The sequence below is a fragment of the Trebonia kvetii genome, from assembly GCF_007827045.1.
GTDB lineage: Bacteria > Actinomycetota > Actinomycetes > Streptosporangiales > Streptosporangiaceae > Trebonia > Trebonia kvetii.
The window spans coordinates 137815-159532 of sequence record NZ_RPFW01000008.1 but is presented as its reverse complement, the minus strand read 5'-3'; the positions used below and the strand labels follow the sequence as shown (position 1 = coordinate 159532).

The window sequence follows — 21718 nt, the reverse complement described above, 5'->3', positions numbered from 1 at the left end:
TGGTCCGGCGCGGGCCGACCCGTGGTCCGCCGCTGACGCGGCCCGGTGCGGGCGGAAGACGCGCATAATGTCGGCGGGCTGCCCTACGGTTACGGTGTGGACATCGACGGTGCGGACATCGACAAGGCGGACGGCCCGGCCGACGGCGCAGGATCCGGGGATAGGCCCGCCTCGCTCTCGCCGTCACGGGCGTCGGACTTCATGACCTGCCCGCTGCTTTACCGGTTCCGGGTGATCGACCGCATACCCGAGCCGCCGACACCCGCCACAGCGCGCGGCACCCTGGTGCACGCGGTGCTTGAGCGGCTGTTCGACAGGCCGGCCGCCGAGCGCCTGCCCGCGGCGGCCGCGGAAATGCTCGAGCCCGAGTGGGTGCGGCTGTGTGCGGATGATCCCGGTCTCACCGCGCTGCTGTCCGATGATGAGGAACGGGTGCGCTTCCTCGCCGACGCCCACACGGCCCTGACGGGCTACTTCAGGCTCGAGGACCCGCGGCGTCTCGAGCCTGCGGAGCGCGAGTGGTACGTGGAGGCGGAGCTGGCGTCCGGCCTGCGGCTGCGCGGCTATGTCGACAGGCTCGACATCTCCGCGGCGGGTGACATCCGGGTCGTCGACTACAAGACGGGCAAGGTGCCGCTCGAGGCGTACGAGGCGAGCGCGCTGTTCCAGATGAAGTTCTACGCGCTGGTGATCTGGCGGCTGCGCGGTGTCATCCCCCGGATGCTGCAGCTCATGTACCTGTCGGGCGACGGCGAGGTGCTGCGCTACTCCCCCGACGAGGCGGACCTGCGGGCGACTGAGCGCAAGCTCGAGGCGCTGTGGGCGGCCATCACCCGTGCGAAGGAGACCGGCGACTGGCGGCCGCGGCCGTCGCGGCTGTGCGATTGGTGCCGGCACAAGGCGCTGTGCCCCGAATTCGGCGGCACGCTGCCGCCCCTGCCCGCAGGCGTGCCCGCGCAGCACGCGTCCGCGGTGGGCTGAGCTCCCCGCCGCCCGCCCGCCCACGCGCGGCTGGTGTCGTTGGCGGCCCGCGTTGGCGTCGCGGGAAAGCAGTGATCCTCCGGAAATTCGTTTGACAGCGCGAGATTACTCTCATGAAACTAATCTCATGAACCTGACGCGGTTGATGGCGCTCGGCGTCCTGGTGCGGAGCGGGCCGTCGCACGGGCACCACATCCGCCGGATCGCCGAACTCACCGACGTGGGCGAGTGGGGCGGCGTGTCGGTCGGCGCGCTGTACAGGGAGCTGCGCGCGATGGAGCGCGAGGGCCTGGTGGAGGCGGCGCGGACCGAGCGGGTGGGAAACCGGCCGGAGCGGACCGTGTACGCGATCACCGAAGAGGGGCAGCTTGAGCTGTCGGCGCTGCGCGAGCAGGCGATCAAGCCGCTGTTCTCCTCGCACGACCCGCTCGGCGTGGCGCTGCTCTTCGCCGCGGACGGGGTAGACCGGGCGGACCTGCGCCGGACCCTGCGCGCCAGGCGGGGCATGCTGGCGATCTGGATCGCCGAGGTCGCCGCCGAGCGGGAGCAGCTGCTGCGCAAGGGATACATCAGCCCGCTCGCGGCGTCCGTCATGCGCCGCGCGATCGTGCACGTCGAGGCGGAAATCCGCTGGCACGACGAGATTGACGCGGAGCTCGCTGGCGCGGGTACCGAGGCGGAAGTCGCCGCTGGCGGTGCCGTCGCCGATACGCCAGCAGGCGACCAGACTCCGGGCGGGGGTAACGCGTAGCAGCAACCCGTTCGGAAACATCGAGATAGTACTTGAACTACTTGAGATATTACTTGATAATGGCCACAGTCCCGCGCACGCGGGCGCCCGCGGCGACGGCCAGGAGGGGAACCACAATCATGGCAATCATCGAGGCCAGGGGCCTCGCCAAGGACTTCACCAGCCGCAAGCGCACCGTGCACGCGGTGCGCGGCGTCGACCTGACGGTGGAGGAAGGCGAGATCGTCGGCTTCCTCGGACCGAACGGCGCCGGCAAGACCACGACGCTGCGCATGCTGAACACGCTGCTGCGGCCGACCGCGGGCACCGCGACGGTGGCCGGCGCCGACCTGCTGCGCAACCCGCTTGAGGTGCGCAAGCGGATCGGCTTCGTGCCGCAGGCCATCGGTCAGACGCAGGGCGGCACCACGGACACTAACCTGGTCATCGAGGAGCTACTCGACCAGGGCGCCGCCTACCGGATCGGCAAGGCGGAGACCGCGCGCCGCGCCGCGCAGCTGATCGAGCAGCTCGACCTGGGCGGGCTCGACCAGCGGCTCGTGAAGACGCTGTCCGGCGGGCAGCGGCGGCGGCTCGAGATCGCGATCGGCCTGGTGCACCAGCCGTCGCTGGTGTTCCTCGACGAGCCGACCACCGGGCTCGACCCGCAGTCGCGGTCGAACATGTGGGAGCACATCAGGCGCATCAGGTCAGAGCTCGGCACCACGGTGTTCCTCACCACGCACTACCTGGACGAGGCGGACGCGCTGTGCGACCGGCTGTTCGTCATCGACCGCGGCGTCACCGTGGCGGTCGGCACGCCGGACGAGCTGAAGCGGCGGGTGTCGGGTGACGTGGTGACGCTGCGCGTCAACGGGCAGCTGCCCGCCGCCCGCGCGCTGCTCGCCGAGCAGCCCGTGGTGCAGGAGATCGCGGTCTCCGACGGCGAGCTGCGGCTCACCGTCGAGCACGGCGAGGAGGCGCTGCCGGTGCTGCTGCGGGTGCTCGACGGCGCGGGCATCACGATGAGCGCGATCAGCCTGGCGCGGCCAACGCTCGACGACGTGTTCCTGACGCTGACCGGGCGGTCGCTGCGCGACGACTCGGCGAGCGCGGGAGGCGGGCAGGACAAGGCAGAGGGCGAGCTGGCCGGCGCCGGCGCTCGCACCGGGAACGGGGAGTAACAGATGAGGTTCATCGAAGACACGCTGTTCGTGTTCCGCAGGCAGATGCGGCTTATCCTGCGTAACCCGGCGTTCCTCACCATCGGGCTGCTGCAGCCGATCCTGTACCTGGTGCTGTTCGGCCCGCTGCTGACCAGGCTGCCGGCCGGCGCGCTGAGCGGCGGGTCCGGGTCCGGCGGCACCGCGGAGGCCTACCGGTTCTTCGTGCCTGGGCTGCTCATCCAGCTCGCGCTCTTCGGCTCGACGTTCGTCGGGTTCGCGATCATCTCCGAGTGGCGAGCTGGGGTGATCGAGCGGTACCGGGTCACCCCGATCTCCCGGCTCGCGATCCTCACCGGCCGGGTGCTGCGCGACGTGGTGGCGCTGATCGCGCAGTCGCTTGTGCTGATCCTGGCCGGCGTCGCCTTCGGGCTGCGCGCGCCGCTGCCTGCGCTGCTGCTGTCGTTCGTGTTCATCATCCTGGTGGCGACCGGACTCGCCTCGGTGTCCTACGCGGTCGCGCTGCTGCTGAAGAGCGAGGACGCGTTCGCGCCGCTGATCAACTCGGTTGTGGTGCCGCTCGTCCTGCTGTCGGGCATCATGCTGCCGATGACGCTCGGTCCCGGCTGGCTCCAGGGATTCGCGCGGATCAGCCCGTTCCGCTACATCATCGACGCGATGCGCGAGGCGTACGCCGGTCAGTACTGGAACGCGATCATGATCGAGGGGCTGTGCGTGGCCGTGGGCACGGCGGCGGTGTTCCTGTGGCTGGGCTCGCGGGTGTTCGTCCGTGAGAACGCTTAACGTCCAGAACGCCGCGATGGCCGACCACCCCTGGGGTGGCCGGCCATCGCGTTCTTGCCCGGTGCCGCGCGGGCCCGCACGGGCCCGCCCGCCCCGGCAGCCGGGCTAGTTCTGCCGATCCTCCGGTGCCGGGGCCGCCTCGGCCGCAGCCACGGCCACGGCTTCCTCGGCTTGCTCGACCTCGATCTCTTCGGCCGTGACGCCGACGTCGACCGCTGCCGCGATGTCGGCCCGCACCTGCGGGAAGTGGCACGCGACGAAGTGGTCTTCCTTCTTGAGATCGAGCAGCGGCACGACGTCACGGCACAGCTGCTTGTCCGTCTCGCTGAGAATCTGTCGGTACTTCGGGCAGCGCGTGTGGAACACGCACCCGCTGGGCGGGTTGATCGGGCTCGGCAGGTCGCCGACGAGCAGGATGCGCTCGCGTCGCGACTCCTTCTTGGGATCGGGCACCGGCACGGCCGACATGAGCGCGTGCGTGTACGGGTGCATCGGTGTCGAGTAGAGGACGTCACGGTCGGTGAGTTCCATGATCTTGCCGAGGTACATCACGGCGACGCGGTCGGCGATGTGGCGCACCACCGACAGGTCATGCGCTACGAAGATGTAGGTGAGGTTGAAGTCGTTCTGCAGGTCTTCGAGCAGGTTGACGACCTGGGCCTGCACCGACACGTCGAGCGCTGACACCGGCTCGTCGCAGACGATCAGTTTCGGCTTGAGCGCGATGGCGCGGGCGATGCCGATCCGCTGCCGCTGGCCACCGGAGAACTCGTGCGGATAGCGGTTGTAGTGCTCGGGGTTGAGGCCGACGCGTTCCATGAGGCCCTGCACCTCGGCCTTGACGCCCTTCTCGGTCTTGGCCTTCTGGATGCGGAACGGTGCGCCGACGATCGTGCCGATCGTGTGCCGCGGGTTCAGCGACGAGTAGGGATCCTGGAAGATCATCTGGATGTCGGTGCGCAGCGCGCGCATGCGCCGGCGCGAGTACCGGGCGATGTCGTGGCCCTCGAACATGATCGAGCCGGCCGTGGGCTCGAGCAGCTTCGACAGCATGCGGCCCGTCGTCGACTTGCCGCAGCCCGATTCGCCGACGAGGCCAAGCGTCTCACCGGGGGCGACCGAGAACGAGACGCCGTCGACGGCCCGCACCGCGCCGATCTGCCGCTGGATCAAGATGCCCTGCCGGATCGGGAAGTGCTTCTTGAGGTCGTTGACCGCGAGCAGGGCGTCGGGACGGGCCGCAGCGGGGTGCACGCCGTCCGCTTCGGCTTCCGTTCGCGCAGTCTTGCTCATTGTCAGGTTCTCCTAGCTAGAGGGTAGGCGCGATCTCGGTGGAGAAGATCTCGCTGCGCTGGCGCGCAGCGATGTGGCAGCGCGCGCGATGGCCGGTGGCGTCGACGTCCTCGAGGTCGGGGTGCACCGTCGTGCACGCCTCCCCAACCCGATCCCGGAAGCGGCAGCGCGGGTGGAACACACAGCCGCGCGGGACCTGGATCAGCGACGGCGGCGTGCCCGGGATCGGACTGAGCCGCGCTTGCCTGGTGCGGTCCATGCGCGGCATCGAGCCGAGCAGGCCCCAGGTGTAGGGCATTTGCGGGTTGTAGAAGATGTCGTCCGCCGAACCCTGCTCGACGCACTGCCCGCCGTACATGACGACGACGGTCTCGCACGTCTCGGCCACGACGCCCAGGTCGTGCGTGATGAGGATGATCGCCGAGTTGAACTCGTGCTGCAGGTCCTTCATCAGCTCGAGGATCTGTGCCTGGACCGTCACGTCGAGCGCGGTCGTCGGCTCGTCGGCGATGAGCAGCTTCGGGTCGTTCACGAGTGCCATCGCGATCATCGCGCGCTGGCGCATACCGCCAGAGAACTGGTGCGGGTAGTCGTCGAAACGCTTGTCGGGGTTGGGGATGCCGACCCGGTCCAGCATCTCGATCGCTCGCCGGTGCGCGATGGCCTTGCTCACCTTGTTGTGCTGGCGGTACGCCTCGACGATCTGCCAGCCGACGGTGTAGAGCGGGTGCAGCGACGACAGCGGATCCTGGAAGATCATCGACATCTCGTTGCCGCGCAACGCCCGCATGTCGCCTTCGCGCATGCGGACGAGTTCCTTGCCCTCGAACCAGATCTCGCCGGAGACCTGCGCCGACGAGCCCTTGTGCAGGCCGAGGATGGCCTGGCTCGTCACCGACTTGCCCGAGCCCGACTCGCCGACGATGCCAAGGATCTGGCCACGTTCGAGGTCGAACGATAGGCCGTCGACCGACTTGACCACACCGTCCGTGGTGGGGAAGTGCACACGCAGATCGCGCACGGACAGGAACGCCGACGGAGCCTCGGTCTCGAGGTGCACGTCGATGGCCGGTTGCGGTTGCATAATCAGTTCTCCTCGTCGGTTGGTCGTCAGCTCAGGCGCACGCGCGGGTCGACGAACGCGTAGAGGATGTCGACGACCAGGTTGGCGAGGACGAGGGCGAAGGCGGCAATCAGCGTGACGCCCATGATCACCGGCAGGTCGTTCTGCCGGATCGACGTCACCGACAGCCAGCCGAGGCCACGCAGGTTGAAGACCGTCTCGGTGATGACGGTGGAGCCGATCAACTGGCCGAGGTCGATACCGAAGATAGTGACGATCGGCGTGAGCGCGGCGCGCAGACCGTGCCTCACGACGACGGTGTGCCACGGTAGGCCCTTCGCGCGAGCGGTGCGGATGAAGTCCTCACCCATCGTCTCGAGCATGCTCGCGCGGGTGAGCCGGGCGTAGAGGGCCGCGAAGAGGAACGCGAGCGCGACCCAGGGCAGGATCATGCTCTCGAGCCACTGCGGCGGATTGCTTGTGAGGCTCGCGTACGCGGGGTTTTTCAGCCATTTCAGCTGGTACTCGAAGACCAGCAGCAGCACAGGGCCGGTGAAGAAGATCGGCAGCGACACGCCGCCGAGCGCCAGCGTCATGCCGATGCGGTCCATGATCGATCCGGGGCGCAGGCCGGACAGGGTGCCAATGAGCACGCCACCGAACAGCCACAGCGCCCCGGCGCCGACCGCCAGGCTCAGGCTGACCGGCAGTGCCTGCCATATCAGCGAGCCGACGGCCGTGTTCTGCACGAACGAGTAGCCGAAGCACGGTGCGTTGCAGTAGACGTTCGAGGTGCCGTCGGTCAGTGACTGACCGAAGAGGATGCCGTGCAGCCAGTGCCAGTACTGCTGGTACCACGGCAGGTCGAAGCCGAAGCGGTGCTCGAGCAACTTGAGCTGCAACGAGCCCGGCCTGGCCGTGATCTTGCCGGTGTAGTAGTAGACCGGCGAGGTGTGTGACAGGAACGGCGCGAGCTGGAAGATCACGAACGTGATGAAGCTCACGACGATCAGCACCACGACGGCGCCGAGGCTTCTGCGGATGATGAACCGGATCATGTGCTGGTGGACGTTCGCGGTGGGCCCGGAGTACCCGGGCCCACCGCGAAGCGTCTTACCTTCCTTTCGTCCTAAGGACGTCTGCTGATCAGCTGACGCCCGCGTTGACGAAGTCGTAGATGCCGAACGCGAGAGCGTTGTCGCTGGTCACGTTCGTCATCTGCGGGTTGCGGTAGTACAGGGTCTTCTCGTAGAGGACCGGCAGGTAGGTCCCGCTCTGCGCAATCGCGTTGTTCAGGCTCTCCCAGTCGGCCTCGGTGGCCTTGCCCGCCGGGGCCTCGTCGAGAACCTTGTTCACCGTGGGGTCGTTCAGGCTCGCGTAGTTCGAGTTACCGGTCGGCACGATCGCGTTGCCGTTGGTGATCGACTGGAAGAACCCGACGCCCGTCGGGAAGTCAGCACCCCAGCCGGCGATGGCGATGCCGATGCCCTGGTTCTTGAGGTTCTGCGGCGAGCCGATAAAGGTGCTGTAGTACGACGCGCTGTCGTGGGTGTCCGCGGTTATCTGAATGCCGACCTTGGCCAGCGCCGCTTGCTCGACTGCGAACGCCGCGGCGGCGTGACCGCTCGGCGTTCCGTAGGCCATCTTGGTGCTGAAGCCGTTCGGCTGCCCGCACGCGGCGAGTTCCGCCTTGGCCTTCACGTCGTCACCGGTGTTGTCCGCGCCCGACGGGAACGGGTTGAAGCCGGCCTTGTAGCCCGAGATGCCGGGAGGCGCCATGCCGCCGGCCACATCACCGGCAACCGTGCCACCGTAAGCCCGGACGAAGCCGGCCTTGTCAAACGCGTAGAAGATCGCGAGGCGGCAGTGCAGGTTCGGGATCACGGACGGGATGACCGCCATGTACCTGGTGGCCGCCGCGACCGGGTCGTCGGCCTGGGCCTTGAGCGTCGGGTTGCTGAGGATCTGCGCTTGGAACTCGGCCTGCACACCGGAGTCAGCCCTGGCGTCGGCGGTGCCCGCCGCGAGCTTCTTGTCGATGTCGACCGGGTCCGTGTCAACCGTGAGGTCGACCTCGTTCGCCAGCGGGTGCCTGATCGTGTCGGTGGCCTGCGACCAGTCGGGGTTGCGCACGAAGATGATGCTCTTGTTCGGCACGTACGACTTGATCATGAACGGGCCGGACGACAGCGGGTGCTTGGTGTAGGTCGCGCCGGTGAAGCCCGCGCCACCCTCGACCTTGTATGGCACCGGTGCCGACGCGGACATCGCCATCAGGTAGTTGAAGTCGGCGTTCGGGCCCGTCAGGTTGAAGGTGATGGTGGTGTCGGTCGTGGTGATCCCGACGTTATTGTCACCGTTCTTGTACGGACCCGCGTAGTTCTTCGGAGCCTTGATGCCCGTGGTGAAGTACGAGTACGGGCCGCCGTTGATGACGTCGGTCGCCCACAGGCGCTCGACGCCGTACTTGACGTCCTTCGGCGTGATCGGCGTGCCGTCGCTGAACTTGAGGCCCGACTTCAGCGTGTAGGTCCACTGGGTGTAGTCGGCGTTGTGGGTGCCCATGTCGGTGGCCAGGTCGGGTGCGAGAGTGAACTTCGTACCGTTGAGCACGCTGTAACCGATGAGCGAACGGGTGAACAGCCGCTGCATGTTCCAGCACCAGCCGTAGTACGTGCGCTGCGGGTCCCACGAGTCGCAGTCCGACCCCGCGAGCAGCTGGAGCGTGCCACCGGTCTTCGTCGATGCGTTCACGATGTTGTCGGCCGCGGCGTTGTAGGCAGCGGTAGTGGTGTTGCCACTGCCACTGCTGCCGCTGCTGCTTGGTGTCGAACTACTACTGCTGCTTGGTGTCGAGCCACCGGCGGCCGACGACGTCGTGCTGCTGCTACAGCCACCGATCACCATGGCTGCGGCGACGACGCCGATCGCGGCGGACACCATACGGTGCCGTTTCATCAGCTGCACTTGATTCTTCTCCTGTTGTATGGTTCCTGGCCGAGCTGGGGAGCGACGGCCATCCCGGCGGACTGCCGGACTGCTGCCAGGGCTTACGCCGCGGCCGGGTTCGTGGACGAGCTGGGCGGGATCGCCGGGCTCATCGGGTGGACTTGGGATCGAGGGCGTCGCGCAATCCGTCGCCGAAGAGGTTGAACGCCATGACCGCGATGAAGATCGTGAGGCCCGGAGCGACGAGGTAGGTCGGGTCGATCTCGAAGTAGCTGCCGGCGTCGCTGAGCATCTGACCCCAGGACGCGGTCGGGTACGTCACGCCGACACCAAGGAACGACAGCCCGGCCTCACCGAGGATGTAATTGGGAATCGTCAGGGTGGTGTACACGAGGATCGGGCCGACGAGGTTGGGCATGATCTCGCGCGTCATGATGCGGAAGTTCGACGCACCGAGACTTCGCGCGGCGTCGACGAACTCCTTCTCGCGCAGCGAGAGCACCTGGCCGCGCACGATGCGGCCGATGTAGGGGAAGCCGAAGAAGCCGAGGACGAAGATGATCACGCCGAAGCGCAGCGGGACTCCGGTCAGACCGAGGAACGACGGCACGATCGAGAACACGCTCAGCAGCGCGATCGAGAACAGCAGCGTGGGGAACGCCAGCAGCATGTCCATCGTCCGGGCGATCACCGTGTCGCGCCAGCCGCGGGCGTAGCCCGCGATGAGGCCAAGCGAGACGCCGAGCACCAGCGACAGCAGCGTCGCCAGCGATGAGATGATCAGCGAGGTCCGGGCGCCGTAGAGGAGGCCCGCGAGGACGTCCTGACCGAGCACCGGCGTGAGGCCGAGCCAGTGATTACCGCTAGCTCCGCCGAACGGGCCGACGGGCATCGTCGTCGTCTGGTCGAGCAGATTCGGGCTCTGCGTCTTCCAGTCGTAGCCGTACAGCGCGCTCAACTGCCCGGCGAACACCGCGATGAGGGCGAGCAGGAGGCAGATGACGCCGCCCGCCATCGCGACCTTGTCCTTCTTGAGGCGCCGCCACGCGATCTGCCACAGGGAGCGACCCTCGATCGCCTTGACCTCGCCGAGAGGTTCGGCCGGGGCTGGTGACCCGCTGACGACGACCTCAAGTTCTCCGCCAGACAACGACACGTGAGTAAGCCTCCTTCATGGGCAGCGGGTGCATCTGTGGTGCACGGCTACGACATGCCTGCGTGAGCCCCAGGGGTTGCCCGCTGCATCCGCGTTCATCACCTTAGACATGAGTTGCGCGGGGTAAAGATATCGTCTCGAAGTGTTGTGTTTTCGTGATCCGGTCGAAACGGGAAGGAAACGGGTGATTCCTCCCGGTCGGAGTGACCAGCGCCAACGTCGCGGCTGCGTCCTCCCATCGGCGCGGCGATGCGCCTGGGGGATCTAGACATGAGCATGTGGCACGTTCCTCTTGGTGTTCAGTCGACGCGCTGGGGCGTGAGGCAGCCAGTGAGCGACCTCGCCCCCAGCGATCACTGCCTAACAGGAGATTCTGCGTTACGCCCGGACTAATCCATACCAAATCGAAGGCTGTGGCTTGATTGTGATGTAAATCGTCCTTGATGGCCACATGCGGTAACAGGAACGTTACATCGGAGGCAACGTCTGGCAAACTATGGTTTTGCTGAAGAATCTGAACCTTTTCTGAAGGTTTCACGGACGGTAACCGCCCGAGAAAGGCGGCCGTGTCGCCTTTCTCCGGCGTGCCGAGCGACTTGGCCAGCGCGTCGTTGATGCCGGCAGAGCCGTTATTCGCGGCATTTCTGGTAATGCTAACGATGTCAAAGGGACATGCGCGGCAGCGCGTGCGCAAGGTCCGATGAGTCGCACGACGCGGGCCACGGACCGATCCGCGGGGCCTGCCGCGGCATGCGAGCAGGGTGGCGGTTACGCACTGTCACACCCCGAACGGGTGCCGCGTTAGAGGCCGCGCTTGCGGAGGATCTCCTCGATGTCCTTCATGTCGTCATCGACAGGCGCGGACTTGCGCGATGGCTTCGCCGGGGCGTTCGCGGTACCGCGCTCCGCGGGAACCGGTGTGCGGACATCGGTGGCCAGCGCACGGGTGGCCTGGTCAGCGGACCGCGACCGGGGGGCGATCTGCGGCGCGGTCGGCCTGCCCTCGGCCTCGTCCTTGCGGGCACCGCGGGCGGCGCGGCGCGCCTCCCGCGACGCCCTGCGGCGCTGCCTGCCGCCAGCGGCGAGGAACAGCGCGACGGCGAGGCCGGTGAGGCCGATGCCCGCCCACTTTTCCGGAGAGAACACGAAGCCGGTGCCGAACTGGCCGATCGCGACCCCGACCTTCCACAGCATCTCGATCGCGCCCGTCATGAGGGCGGCGACCGGCAGCAGCGAGAAGGCCACGACCATCATGGCGGGCCGAAGTCCCCTGCGCTGGTAGGTGATGTAGCTCAGTATGAGGCCGAGGATGGTCAGTCCCACGGTGAGCGGGACCCAGGCGAAACTGCTATAGCTCATGACGGCGCCTCCCTGCTCTCTCCATCGTGACATATCTCGAGTGATGCACGGAACGTCGGCGCACCGCCCGCCGGGCCGAACTTCTTGCTGTTATCTTCGCTTTTGTCCCCTGCTACCAACTCTGGGCGTCTTGTGCCAGGTCACGAAGGGTGCCGAGGCTGACGTCGCGCAGCGACCCGACGATGAGCCGGCCGGGCGCCTCGGGCATTTCGCCGAAAGACGGGACGGCGACGACCCGGCAGCCGGCCGCGGTGGCGGAGGCGGCACCGTTCGGCGAGTCCTCAAGGGCCACGCACCTGGCGGGATCCACGTCGAGCAGCTTGGCGGCGAGCAGGTAGGGCGCGGGGTCCGGTTTGGTCACCGGGACGTCGTCCCCGGTCACCGTCACGGGGAAACTAATGCCCGTGCTCGCGAGCACCGCCTCGGCCAGCGGCCGCTCCGAGGAGGTGACCAGGGCATATGGCAGCCCGGAAGCCGCCACCTCAGCGAGCAGCTCGCGCACGCCAGGCATCACCGTCACCCGTCCCGCGGCGGCGCGCTCCAGCATGCCGTCCGTCATCCACCGGGCGACCGTCTCCGCGGGCGCCGGCTTGGTGGCCTTGCCGAGCAGGTAGCTGACCGTGCGGGGCATGGAGCCGCCGAGCAGCTGTTTCTGGTCCTCGTGGGTCCACGGCGCGCCGAGGCGGCCCATCACCTCGATCTCGGTCTCGAACCAGAGCGGTTCGGTGTCCACGAGCAGCCCGTCCATGTCGAACAGCACCGCCGCGAGCCCATCCGTCACGTCATACTCCCCAAGCCAGTCACGCCTTTTGCCTGGCCGCCGCGCGGCCCCTCCCTATGATCGCCGGCCGGGCGGCGCGACAGCCCCGCTTCTTGCTGTTATCGCGAGGAAGAGTGGCGGGGTGAAGATCATTACCAAAATGCCCTTGCTGTTGCCGGGGTCATAACCCCGGTAACGAAACGGGCATTCGCGCCAGCGGGAGCGGGCGGGGTGGGTTAGTGGGTGGTCACGTCGGTGCGGCGGTTGTCTGGTTTGAAGGGGAGGGCGGTCACGGTGGCGCGGATTTCGCGCTGGGGGGTGCCGGGGCGGCCCCAGATGACGGTCACCGCGGTGCCTGGGGTGGCGTGCGCCTTGTCGATGACGCACAGGGAGATCATGGCGCGGACCGTGGGGCTAAGGGTGCGGCCCGTGGAGACGCCGGCCGGGGTACCGCCGACCAGGACCTGGTCGAAGCTCGGGCCTGGCAGGCGGGGGATGTCCATCTGCTCCGGGGCCTCGCCGTCGCCGAGCAGGGCGGTCAGCACGCCTGCCACGTCGGCCGGGTGCCAGGTCAGGCCGACAAGGACCCGGCCCGCCGCGCCCGATGCGGCATCGGCGGCGAGGGCGTCGCGGCCGAGGAAGTCGTGGGCGGGCAGCGTCCGCGGCGCCCAGCCGAGCTCGCCTGGCTTGCGAAAGTAGTCGGTGAACCCGTTGACGGGGACGAAGCTGCCGCCGATCGCGCCGCGCCTGAACTGGCGCGGCGCGCCCGGGGTGATCGCGGCGGCGGGCATGTAGTCGAGGCCGTTGGTGGCGATCCCCGCCTCGATGTGCTGCACCGGCTGGGAGCGGAAGCCGAGGTGGCGGATGCCGTACTCGCGTCCCGCCGCGCTGACCGCGCGCCAGACGGCGTCCGCGTCGTCCGCTGAGCCGTGCAGCTCGTAGCCGAGCTCGCCGGAGATGCCGGTGCGCAGCACCCGGACCGGCAGGCCGCCGACCTGTGCAGCGCGCAGCCTGCTGAAGCCGATGTCGCGCAGCGGCTCCCCCGCCGCCCGCTCAAGTATCGACAGCGACGCCGGACCCTGCACGCCGAAGATGAACGTCTCCGGGCTGATGTCGGCGATCTCGGCGTCCCAGCCGCCCTGGCCGAACTGCCACACCAGCCAGTCGCAGCTGCCCGCGGTGTAGACGAACTCCTCCTCGCCGATCCGGTACAGGATGCCCTCGGAGGCGACCCAGCCGCGGGAGTCCAGCTGCACGTGGTGGGTGACCTGCCCGGGCCTGAAGCGGGACAGGTCACGCAGCCCCGAGCGGGCGAGAAAGTCGAGCGCCTGCCGCCCGCGCACGGTCACCTTGTTCAGCGAGGTCCAGTCGCCGAGGTAGGCCGACCGCACGTGCGCCTGGCTCTCCGCCAGCCAGCCGTCCGCGTACTCCGTCGGCAGCAGGATCTGGGCGAACCTGCCGAAACCGCCCTTGAGGTTCGCCTCGTCCTGCGCCGCCGCGGCCGGGCTGAAGTAGGCGGGCCGCTCGGTGATGAACGGCCCGTCGTCGTGCTTGAGCAGCGCCTCGTACGTCTCGCGCTGCCGCGCGGATACGCCCGCCATCTGCGCACCTCCGTTGGTGGTCCGGGAGCGGCCTATTCAATCGGCCTATCCGATCCATCTAGTAGATCGGTCTACTAGGCCGCTCGACGACCGTAGGAGAGGTGCTTGGCGGACGGCAACCGCCCGGCCGGTAAGGATAAGGTTGCGGATTTCGCGCGGTCGGCGTCAGACGCTGAAGTAATGTGCGGCCGGGTGGTGGACGACCAGGGCGTCGGTGGACTGCTCGGGGTGGAGCTGCATCTCCTCGGACAGCTCGACGCCGATCCGCTCCGGTTCGAGCAGCCTGGCGACCTTCGCGCGGTCGGCCAGGTCCGGGCAGGCCGGGTAGCCCATCGAGTAGCGGCAGCCCTGGTACTTCACGCTGAAGAAGCCGTCGAGGTCGGCGGGGTCTTCGCTGGCGATGCCCAGCTCCTTGCGGATCCGCGCGTGCCAGTACTCGGCTAGCGCCTCGGTGAGCTGCACGGAAAGGCCGTGCAGCTCCAGGTACTCGCGGTAGGCGTTCTTCGCGAACAGCTCGGCGGTGACACCGGACACCGCCGAGCCCATGGTGGCAAGCTGGAAGGCGATGACATCGGTCTCGCCCGAGTCGGCGGGCCTGAAGTAGTCGGCGAGGCACAGCCGCTCGTCGCGCTGCTGGCGGGGGAAGGAGAAGCGCTCGCGCTCGGCGCCGTCCTCGCCGAGAACGATGAGGTCGTTGCCCTCGCTCACGCAGCGGAAGTAGCCGTACACCACGGCGGCCTGCAGCATCCCCTCGGTCTGGGCGCGCTCTAGCCACATCCGCAGCCGCGGCCGGCCCTCGGACTCGACCAGGTCCTCGTAGCTCGGGCCGTCCGCCTTGCGCGACGCCTTGAGGCCCCACTGGCCCATGAACGTGGCCCGCTCGTCCAGGTAGGCCGCGTAGTCGGCGAGCGGGATGCCCTTGATGATGCGGGTGCCAAGGAACGGCGGCTCCGGCACGCGGTTGTCGCGGGCGACCGACTGATTCCCCGTCGCGACCGGCTCCGCGGCGGCGGACTCTTCCGCGACGGCGCGGGCGCGCACCCGGCGCGGGCGCAGCGCCGGCAGGGCGGCGCCCGGCACGCCGCGCTTGACGCCGATCGCGGCGTCCATCAGGCGCAGCCCCTCGAACGCGTCGCGGGCGTAGCGGACCTCGCCCGCGAACAGCTCGGCCAGGTCCTGCTCGACGTAGGCGCGGGTCAGCGCCGCGCCGCCGAGCAGCACGGGCCAGCGCTCCGCGAGGCCGCGGTCGTTCAGCTCAGCCAGGTTGTCCCGCATCACCACGGTGGACTTGACGAGCAGCCCGGACATGCCGATGACGTCGGCGTTGTGCTCCTCCGCGGCGGCGATGATCGCGGAGACCGGCTGCTTGATACCGATGTTCACCACGTCGTAGCCGTTGTTGGACAAGATGATGTCGACCAGGTTCTTGCCGATGTCGTGCACGTCGCCCTTGACCGTCGCGAGCACGATCGTGCCGCGCCCGCCGTCGGCCGTCTTCTCCATGTGCGGTTCGAGGTAGCCGACCGCGGCCTTCATGACCTCCGCCGACTGGAGCACGAACGGCAGCTGCATCTGGCCGGAGCCGAACAGTTCGCCAACCGTCTTCATCCCGTCGAGCAGGATGTCGTTGACGATCTCCAGGGCGGGCCGCTCGGCCAGCGCCAGGTCGAGATCGCCCTCAAGGCCGTTGCGCTCGCCGTCGATGATCCGTGCCTTGAGCCGCTCGTCGAGCGGCAGCGCGGCGAGCTCGGCGGCCCGCGACGCCTTCGCGGACACCACGTCCACGTCCTCGAACAGCTCGAGCATCCGCGACAGCGGGTCGTACCCGTCCCGCCGCCGGTCGTAGACCAAGTCCATGGCCACCTCGCGCTGCTCCTGCGGGATGCGCGCGAGCGGGACGATCTTGGAGGGGTGGACGATCGCCGAGTCGAGCCCGGCGCTGACACACTCGGCGAGGAAGACCGAGTTGAGCACCTGGCGGGCGGCCGGCTTGAGCCCGAACGAGACGTTGGAGACGCCGAGGGTGGTCTGCACGCCGGGATGGCGGCGCTTGAGCTCGGCGATCGCCTCGATCGTCTCGAGCGCGTCCCGCCTTGTCTCCTCCTGGCCGGTCGCGATCGGGAACGTGAGGCAGTCGACGATGATGTCTTGCTCGTTCATCCCGTAGTTGACGGTGAGGTCGCGGATCAGCCGCTCGGCCACCTCGACCTTCCACTCGGCGGTGCGGGCCTGGCCGCGCTCGTCGATAGTCAGCGCGACAACGGCGGCACCGTGCTCGCGAATTAGCGGCATCAGCCGGGCGATCCGCGACTGCGGGCCGTCGCCGTCCTCGTAGTTGACCGAGTTGACGATGGAGCGGCCGCCGATCAGCTCGAGTCCCGCCTCGATGACAGGCGGCTCGGTGGAGTCAAGCACGAGTGGCAGCGTCGCCGCGGTGGAAAGCCGGCCGGCGATCTCCCGCATGTCCGCCACGCCGTCCCTGCCGACGTAGTCGATGCAGACGTCGAGCAGGTGCGCGCCGTCCCTGGTCTGCGACCTGGCGATGTCCACGCAGCCCGCGAAGTCGCCTGCCAGCAGCGCCTCGCGGAACGCCTTGGAGCCGTTGGCATTGGTCCGCTCGCCGATGGCGAGGAACGCGGTGTCCTGACGGAACGGCACGTGGTTGTAGAGCGACGCGACGCCCGGCTCGGTGCGCGGCGAGCGCGCCGCGGGCTGCACGCCGCCCGGCCGCGCCGCGGTGACCCCCAGGCGCTCGACGAGCGCCGCGACGTGCTCGGGCGTGGTGCCGCAGCAGCCGCCCACCAGGGACAGGCCGAACTCGGTGGCGAACCGTTCGTGCGCGTCGGCGAGCTCCGCGGGGGTGAGCGGGTAGTGGGCGCCGTCGGCGGTCAGCACGGGCAGGCCGGCGTTCGGCTCGCAGGAGATCGGTATCGGCGAGTTCGCCGCCAGGTAGCGCAGGTGCTCGCTCATCAGGTCGGGCCCGGTGGCGCAGTTGAGGCCGATCACGTCGATGCCGAGCGGCGCGAGCGCGGTGAGCGCGGCGCCGATCTCGGTGCCGAGCAGCATGGTCCCCGTGGTCTCGATGGTCAGCGACGCGATGACGACCGCCTCCGGGGCCAGGTCGCGCACCGCGCGCTTGGTGCCGATGACGGCGGCCTTCGCCTGGAGCAGGTCGGGGCAGGTCTCGATGATCAGCGCGTCCGCGCCGCCGCGGAGCAGCCCCGCCGCGTTCTCGTAGTAGGAGTCGCGCAGCTCGCGGAACGTGACGTGACCGAGCGTCGGCAGCTTGGTGCCGGGGCCGATCGAGCCGAGCACCCAGCGGGCCCTGCCGTCCGCGGCGGTGAACTCGTCGGCGACCCGGCGGGCGATCGCCGCGCCCGCCTCGGAGAGCTCGCCGATCCGCTCCTGGATGCCGTACTCGGCCAGGTTCGCGAAGTTGGCGCCGAACGTGTTCGTGGTGACACAGTCCGCCCCCGCGGCCAGGTATGCGCGGTGGATATCGCCCACCACGTCCGGCCTGGTGGCGTTCAGTACCTCGTTGCAGCCCTCGTGGCCCTCGAAGTCTGCCAGCGTCAGGTCGGCAGCCTGGAGCATCGTTCCCATGGCGCCATCCGCGATGACGACCCGTTCGGCGAGCGCTCCCCGCAGGGCAGCAGAACGCTCAGTAGCCTCTTCAATAACAAGACCGCTCATAGTTATACCGAGTGTAGGCGTTAGTGGTCCGAAAACAAAAGAGTCGACTTGAAACTGTGTCCGCCACAGGTCACACGTCGAGCCCTCATGGAGACGTAGGCTGTAGTTACGGGGTAGGCCCGTGGCTCTAGCGGAGGTGAAGTCATCAAGTTCAGCGACGTCGACGGCCCGCTCGTCAACCCAGTGGCGATTGCCGCGTTTGAGGGGTGGAACGACGCGGCGGAGGCCGCGAGCGGTGTCGTCAACCACCTGGGCATCGCGTGGGAATCCACCCCGATCGCCGCGATCGACCCTGATGACTTTTACGACTTCCAGGTCAACCGGCCGGTCATCGAGGTGGTTGGCGGCAAGACGGAACGGCTGGTCTGGCCGACCACGCGGCTGTCCCTGGCCCGCGCGTCGGACACCGGGCTGCCCCGCGACATCGTGCTCGTGCACGGCGTGGAGCCGAACATGCGCTGGCGCGGATTCACCGACGAGCTCATCGGCGGGCTGACCGAACTCGGCGTCGAGATGATGATCCTGATCGGGGCGCTGCTCGCCGACTCGCCGCACACCCGGCCGGTGCCGGTTCAGGTTAGCGGCTCCGAGCCGAAGCTGATGCGCGGCGTGGGCTCTGAGCCGAACGAGTACAAGGGGTCGTCAGGGATCGTGGGCGTGCTGCAGTACATGTGCGCCGCCGCCGACATCCCCACCGTCTCGCTGTGGGCCTCCGTGCCGCACTACGTCGCGCAGTCACCGTCGCCGAAGGTGACGCTGGCCCTGCTGCGCTCGATCGAGGACGTGCTCGACGTGTCGCTGCCGCAGGCGGACCTGCCCGAGGAGGCCCGCGCCTGGGAGCGGGGCGTCGACGAGCTCGCGCAGCAGGACTCCGACGTGGCCGAGTACGTGCGGACGCTCGAGGAGGCCAAGGACGCCACCGACCTGCCCGAGGCGTCCGGGGACGCCATCGCCCGCGAGTTCGAGCGCTACCTGCGCCGCCGCGGCGACGAGGGGCACGCCGGCGGCGGCGAGTTCTAGGGATCGTTCGCTTGCCATGGCCCGCCGTCCCGGTCTTCCGGGGCGGCGGGCCATTTCGCTGTCGGGTCAGGCCGCGTACTTGAGGATGACGCCCTGTAGGCCGGCCGCGCTGTCCGCCCGGCCGTAGGCGTAGACCGACGAGGTGCCTGGGATGGCGGCGAAGCCGTAGATCACCGTCCCCGTGGCCCCCTGGAGTGTGGGTATCGGCACTCGGGTCCAGTGGCCGGCGGCGGTGACGTGGTAGAGGTACTCGCGGTTGGTCTTGGGGGGAATGGCCGCGAGCCAGGCGCCGCCGTGGCCGTCGGGGCCGAGCGGGCCGGCGATGTACGTCGGGCTGAGCGCGAACGGGACCTTGACGTTGGACCAGGCCTTGCCGTTCCAGTGCACCAGCCAGTAGTCGGTGCTGCCGGACTTGAACTCGAAGTAGCCGAAGCCCCACACGTTGTCCTGGCCGCTGACGGCGAGATCGCCGCGCAGGCCGCCGTAGGCGCCGGGTGAGCCCTTCGGCGCGGGCGGCACCGCCTGCTTGACCCAGCGGGTGCCGGTCCAGTGGCTGAACTGGAGGCCGATGCCACCCCCGCTGGGCAGTGCCTGCGCCCAGATGTCGCTGGCGGAACGGGCGACGGCGGTCCAGGGGCCGAAGGCCGGGCCGGGCGAGGGCGCCTGCGCCCAGGACTTGCCGGTGAAGCGCACCACGTACGGGGTATTGCCGAACTCTTGCCTGGATCCGAAGGCCCAGAGGGTGGAGCCCGTGGCGGTGAGTCCCTGGAAGTTCGTGCCGACGGGGAACACCGTGGGATGCGCCCACGCCTTGCCTGTCCACTCGGCCACCGACGCGCGGGTCTTGTGGTCGTAGATGTTGTAGACGGCCCAGACGTCCGGCGATCCCGGCGCCATCGCGAGCAGGGGTTCGGCGTTGCCTGTGTGCTTCGCGTTCGCGGGCTGCGGCTCGGTCTGCCAGGTCTTGCCGTTCCAGTGCCGCATGAGCACGCCGTTGCCGCTCGTGCAGGGCTTCGTGCAGTTCTGCACGGCCCAGGCGCTGTTCGGGCCGCTCGCCGCGAGGCCATCGATCGACGACCGCTTCTGGAAGGCGGCGACGATCCGCCAGTGGGGCGCCGGGACCGCCGCCCGCGCGGTCCCTGCGGCCTGGGCCGCGTTCGCGGCCGTCGCCGCGACGGCGGACGCGCACGCGATCGCCGTGGCGGCGACGGAGGCGGCGAGCATGCGGGAGGTTCTGCTCACTACTGTTGCCTTTCTGTTCGCACTGCGGGTCAGCTGATGTATTCGAGGATGACGCCCACGGCGGGCTTGGCCGCGCTGGCCCAGCCGTACGCGTAGACCGTCGTGGTGCCTGGCACCCGGACAATGCCCGAGACGCTGATCGGGCCCCCGCCCTTCACCGCCGGTCAGCGCGAACCGCTGCCAGTGGCCGGCCCCGGTGCCTGGGGAGACAGTGCCGTGGAAGAGGTACTCGGTCCCGTTCCGTGCGATGGCGTCCAGCCAGACGCCGCCGCGGCCGTCCGCGCCGATGACATAGGGCGCCAGGTAGTCCATCGAGCCGATCGCGTACGGGACCTTCAGCGCCGACCACTTCCTGCCGTTCCAGTGCAGCATCCAGAACGTGCTGGCGGCCGGCTCGCTGTAGCTGGTCGTCCAGACATCGTTCTTGCTGCCCACGGCCAGTCCCTGGAAGTCGCTGATGACCTGATGCGCCGCCTTGGGCGCGGACGGGAACGGCACCGCGGTCCATTTCTTGCCGTTCCAGCGGGCGACGCTGTAGCCATTGGCGGGGTGCACGATCTGCTCGCCGAGCGCCCAGATGTTGTCGGGCCCCGTGGCGGCTGAGTAGAAGGCGCTGAAGCCGGGCGAGGGCGCGGCGGCCCAGGTCTTGCCGTTGTAGCGGAGCGCCGGGTCCGCCGTGGACGGATACGGGATGCCGAAGGCCCAGACATCGCCCGGGCGCGCCGCCACGGACGACAGGATGGTCGAGTTCGGCGTGAAGAAGGTCCGTGGCCGCCACGAACTGCCCGTCCACTCGGTCACGTTCGGGAGCGCGAAGTTCCGGTACCCGTCGTAGAACGCGAAGACGTCCTTCGAGCCGGGCGGTACCGCCATGCGCCGTGACGGCGGAGGCGCACACGAGTGACGCGATGACGGGACCGGCGGTCAGCAGGCTGGCGGTCTTTCGCACGGTCATCCCTCGGGTCGAGCCGATGCTTTGGCGATACAGCGGGTGGCCAGTGTCGCGGAAAACACGCGCTGCGGTAACACTGCGCGGATTGGACGCGCGAGAAGGCCGCCGGGTTCCGCGCAGGAGGAGACGATCGAGGGATGAGAGTCAGCCGAACCCGTTCGGGATGACCTTGTGTTTAATACGGGGGCCAGGGGACGGCGGGCCAGTCCTGGGGCGGCAGGGGGTGGATGCGGCCGGCGAGCAGCACCTCGACGCGGCCGGCGGTGGCGGCCACCTCGGCGCGGGTCAGGTACTGCGCCAGGTCCTCGGCGAGCCAGCCGTTCCCGGCGAGGCCCGCCGACAGGCGGCGCAGCGTCTCGACGGCGCGGTCGGGCAGCTGCTCGCCGCGCCACTGCCAGAGCACCGTGCGGAGCTTGTACTCCTCGGCGAAGCAGATTCCGTGGTCGCAGCCGTACAGGTGGCCGTCGACGACCGGCAGCAGGTGGCCGATCTTCCTGTCGGCGTTGTTGATGACCGCGTCGAATACGGCCATCTCCCGCAGCGCCACGTGATCGGTGCGGCGGGCGAGCCCGATCACGTCGACCCTGTCGTCGATGTCGATCCACAGCTGGCACATGCCGGGGCCGAACGGCCCGTCGCGCATCACCGTCGGCGGCACGAAGTTCCAGCCGGCCGCCTTGCTAACCGAGTAGGCGGCGACCTCGCGCCCGGCCAGGCTGCCCGTCGGGAAATCCCACAGCGGCCGCTCGCCCGCGATCGGCTTGTACACGCAGTTCGCCACGGCGCCGTGCGACCTGACCGTGCAGAACAGCGTCGCGTTCGACGCGTCCACCAGGCGGCCCTCGACGGTAAGCGTGCCGCGTTCGAGCAGCTCGAGGGCCTCGCGCTCCCCCTCAGGCAGGTCGTCGGCGTCGCAGGCGCCCGTGATTTCAGACATTGGTGTTATCAGACA

Annotated in this window: 16 protein-coding genes; 5 read left to right on the top strand and 11 right to left on the bottom strand. The window is 68.8% G+C overall.

Translation table 11 applies throughout. The features are described 5' to 3' along the window. The first annotated feature begins 201 nt into the window (after nt 1-201). The 4 genes from EAS64_RS35450 to EAS64_RS35435 all read left to right on the top strand — a co-directional run bounded on the left by EAS64_RS35450 (nt 202) and on the right by EAS64_RS35435 (nt 3678). Entirely contained in the window at nt 202-981 is a 780-nt protein-coding gene (locus EAS64_RS35450; protein WP_222849872.1) for a RecB family exonuclease, read from the top strand. A 127-nt stretch (nt 982-1108) separates the two neighbouring features. Then, nucleotides 1109-1732, top strand: coding sequence for a PadR family transcriptional regulator (locus EAS64_RS35445; protein WP_145860289.1), 624 nt, complete (start codon nt 1109-1111; stop codon nt 1730-1732). A gap of 125 nt (nt 1733-1857) precedes the next feature. Then, entirely contained in the window at nt 1858-2895 is a 1038-nt protein-coding gene (locus EAS64_RS35440; RefSeq protein ID WP_145860777.1) for an ATP-binding cassette domain-containing protein, read from the top strand. Nucleotides 2896-2898: 3 nt separating this feature from the next. Beyond that, a complete protein-coding gene (locus tag EAS64_RS35435; RefSeq protein WP_145860287.1) occupies nt 2899-3678 on the top strand; it encodes an ABC transporter permease in 780 nt (259 codons plus the stop codon). Between the two features lie 105 nt (nt 3679-3783). Here the strand turns inward: EAS64_RS35435 and EAS64_RS35430 are convergent, their stop codons facing one another. From EAS64_RS35430 to metH, 9 genes are all read right to left on the bottom strand, one after another. Further along, nucleotides 3784-4971: an ABC transporter ATP-binding protein gene (locus EAS64_RS35430; protein WP_145860285.1), complete on the bottom strand. Its 1188-nt coding sequence runs from the start codon at nt 4969-4971 to the stop codon at nt 3784-3786. 16 nt (nt 4972-4987) lie between these two features. Beyond that, nucleotides 4988-6055 (bottom strand): ABC transporter ATP-binding protein, encoded by a 1068-nt coding sequence (locus tag EAS64_RS35425; protein WP_145860283.1) that lies wholly within the window; start codon nt 6053-6055, stop codon nt 4988-4990. A gap of 26 nt (nt 6056-6081) precedes the next feature. Beyond that, entirely contained in the window at nt 6082-7092 is a 1011-nt protein-coding gene (locus tag EAS64_RS35420; protein ID WP_145860281.1) for an ABC transporter permease, read from the bottom strand. 88 nt (nt 7093-7180) lie between these two features. Then, nucleotides 7181-8992 (bottom strand): ABC transporter substrate-binding protein, encoded by a 1812-nt coding sequence (locus EAS64_RS35415; protein ID WP_145860279.1) that lies wholly within the window; start codon nt 8990-8992, stop codon nt 7181-7183. A 139-nt stretch (nt 8993-9131) separates the two neighbouring features. Then, nucleotides 9132-10139 (bottom strand): ABC transporter permease, encoded by a 1008-nt coding sequence (locus EAS64_RS35410; RefSeq protein WP_246116015.1) that lies wholly within the window; start codon nt 10137-10139, stop codon nt 9132-9134. Between the two features lie 801 nt (nt 10140-10940). After that, a complete protein-coding gene (locus EAS64_RS35405) occupies nt 10941-11498 on the bottom strand; it encodes a hypothetical protein (protein WP_145860277.1) in 558 nt (185 codons plus the stop codon). A gap of 112 nt (nt 11499-11610) precedes the next feature. Beyond that, nucleotides 11611-12279 (bottom strand): HAD family hydrolase, encoded by a 669-nt coding sequence (locus EAS64_RS35400; RefSeq protein WP_246116014.1) that lies wholly within the window; start codon nt 12277-12279, stop codon nt 11611-11613. 215 nt (nt 12280-12494) lie between these two features. Then, the gene (locus EAS64_RS35395) at nt 12495-13859 is read right to left on the bottom strand and encodes an aminomethyl transferase family protein (RefSeq protein WP_145860276.1); all 1365 of its coding nucleotides are present in this window, start codon (nt 13857-13859) and stop codon (nt 12495-12497) included. A gap of 165 nt (nt 13860-14024) precedes the next feature. Continuing rightward, nucleotides 14025-17552 (bottom strand): methionine synthase, encoded by a 3528-nt coding sequence (gene metH, locus EAS64_RS35390; protein ID WP_145860274.1) that lies wholly within the window; start codon nt 17550-17552, stop codon nt 14025-14027. A 183-nt stretch (nt 17553-17735) separates the two neighbouring features. Here metH and EAS64_RS35385 point away from each other — a divergent pair, with 183 nt between their 5' ends. Continuing rightward, nucleotides 17736-18572 carry a PAC2 family protein gene (locus tag EAS64_RS35385; RefSeq protein ID WP_246116013.1) on the top strand — a complete coding sequence of 279 codons (837 nt, stop codon included), beginning with the start codon at nt 17736-17738 and terminating at the stop codon, nt 18570-18572. 66 nt (nt 18573-18638) lie between these two features. Here the strand turns inward: EAS64_RS35385 and EAS64_RS35380 are convergent, their stop codons facing one another. After that, the gene (locus EAS64_RS35380; protein ID WP_145860270.1) at nt 18639-20687 is read right to left on the bottom strand and encodes a hypothetical protein; all 2049 of its coding nucleotides are present in this window, start codon (nt 20685-20687) and stop codon (nt 18639-18641) included. A 254-nt stretch (nt 20688-20941) separates the two neighbouring features. Beyond that, a complete protein-coding gene (locus EAS64_RS35375) occupies nt 20942-21703 on the bottom strand; it encodes an SCO1664 family protein (protein ID WP_145860268.1) in 762 nt (253 codons plus the stop codon). Nucleotides 21704-21718 lie beyond the last annotated feature (15 nt).

What these genes read in the sequence shown, in the direction of transcription:
- EAS64_RS35450 (WP_222849872.1), top strand. Translation starts at nt 202, where the DNA reads ATGACCTGCCCGCTGCTTTACCGGTTCCGGGTGATCGACCGCATACCC.
- EAS64_RS35445 (WP_145860289.1), top strand. Translation starts at nt 1,109, where the DNA reads ATGAACCTGACGCGGTTGATGGCGCTCGGCGTCCTGGTGCGGAGCGGG.
- EAS64_RS35435 (WP_145860287.1), top strand. Translation starts at nt 2,899, where the DNA reads ATGAGGTTCATCGAAGACACGCTGTTCGTGTTCCGCAGGCAGATGCGG.
- EAS64_RS35430 (WP_145860285.1), bottom strand. Translation starts at nt 4,971, where the DNA reads ATGAGCAAGACTGCGCGAACGGAAGCCGAAGCGGACGGCGTGCACCCC.
- EAS64_RS35425 (WP_145860283.1), bottom strand. Translation starts at nt 6,055, where the DNA reads ATGCAACCGCAACCGGCCATCGACGTGCACCTCGAGACCGAGGCTCCG.
- EAS64_RS35420 (WP_145860281.1), bottom strand. Translation starts at nt 7,092, where the DNA reads ATGATCCGGTTCATCATCCGCAGAAGCCTCGGCGCCGTCGTGGTGCTG.
- EAS64_RS35415 (WP_145860279.1), bottom strand. Translation starts at nt 8,992, where the DNA reads ATGAAACGGCACCGTATGGTGTCCGCCGCGATCGGCGTCGTCGCCGCA.
- EAS64_RS35405 (WP_145860277.1), bottom strand. Translation starts at nt 11,498, where the DNA reads ATGAGCTATAGCAGTTTCGCCTGGGTCCCGCTCACCGTGGGACTGACC.
- EAS64_RS35395 (WP_145860276.1), bottom strand. Translation starts at nt 13,859, where the DNA reads ATGGCGGGCGTATCCGCGCGGCAGCGCGAGACGTACGAGGCGCTGCTC.
- metH (WP_145860274.1), bottom strand. Translation starts at nt 17,552, where the DNA reads ATGAGCGGTCTTGTTATTGAAGAGGCTACTGAGCGTTCTGCTGCCCTG.
- EAS64_RS35380 (WP_145860270.1), bottom strand. Translation starts at nt 20,687, where the DNA reads ATGGCGGTACCGCCCGGCTCGAAGGACGTCTTCGCGTTCTACGACGGG.
- EAS64_RS35375 (WP_145860268.1), bottom strand. Translation starts at nt 21,703, where the DNA reads ATGTCTGAAATCACGGGCGCCTGCGACGCCGACGACCTGCCTGAGGGG.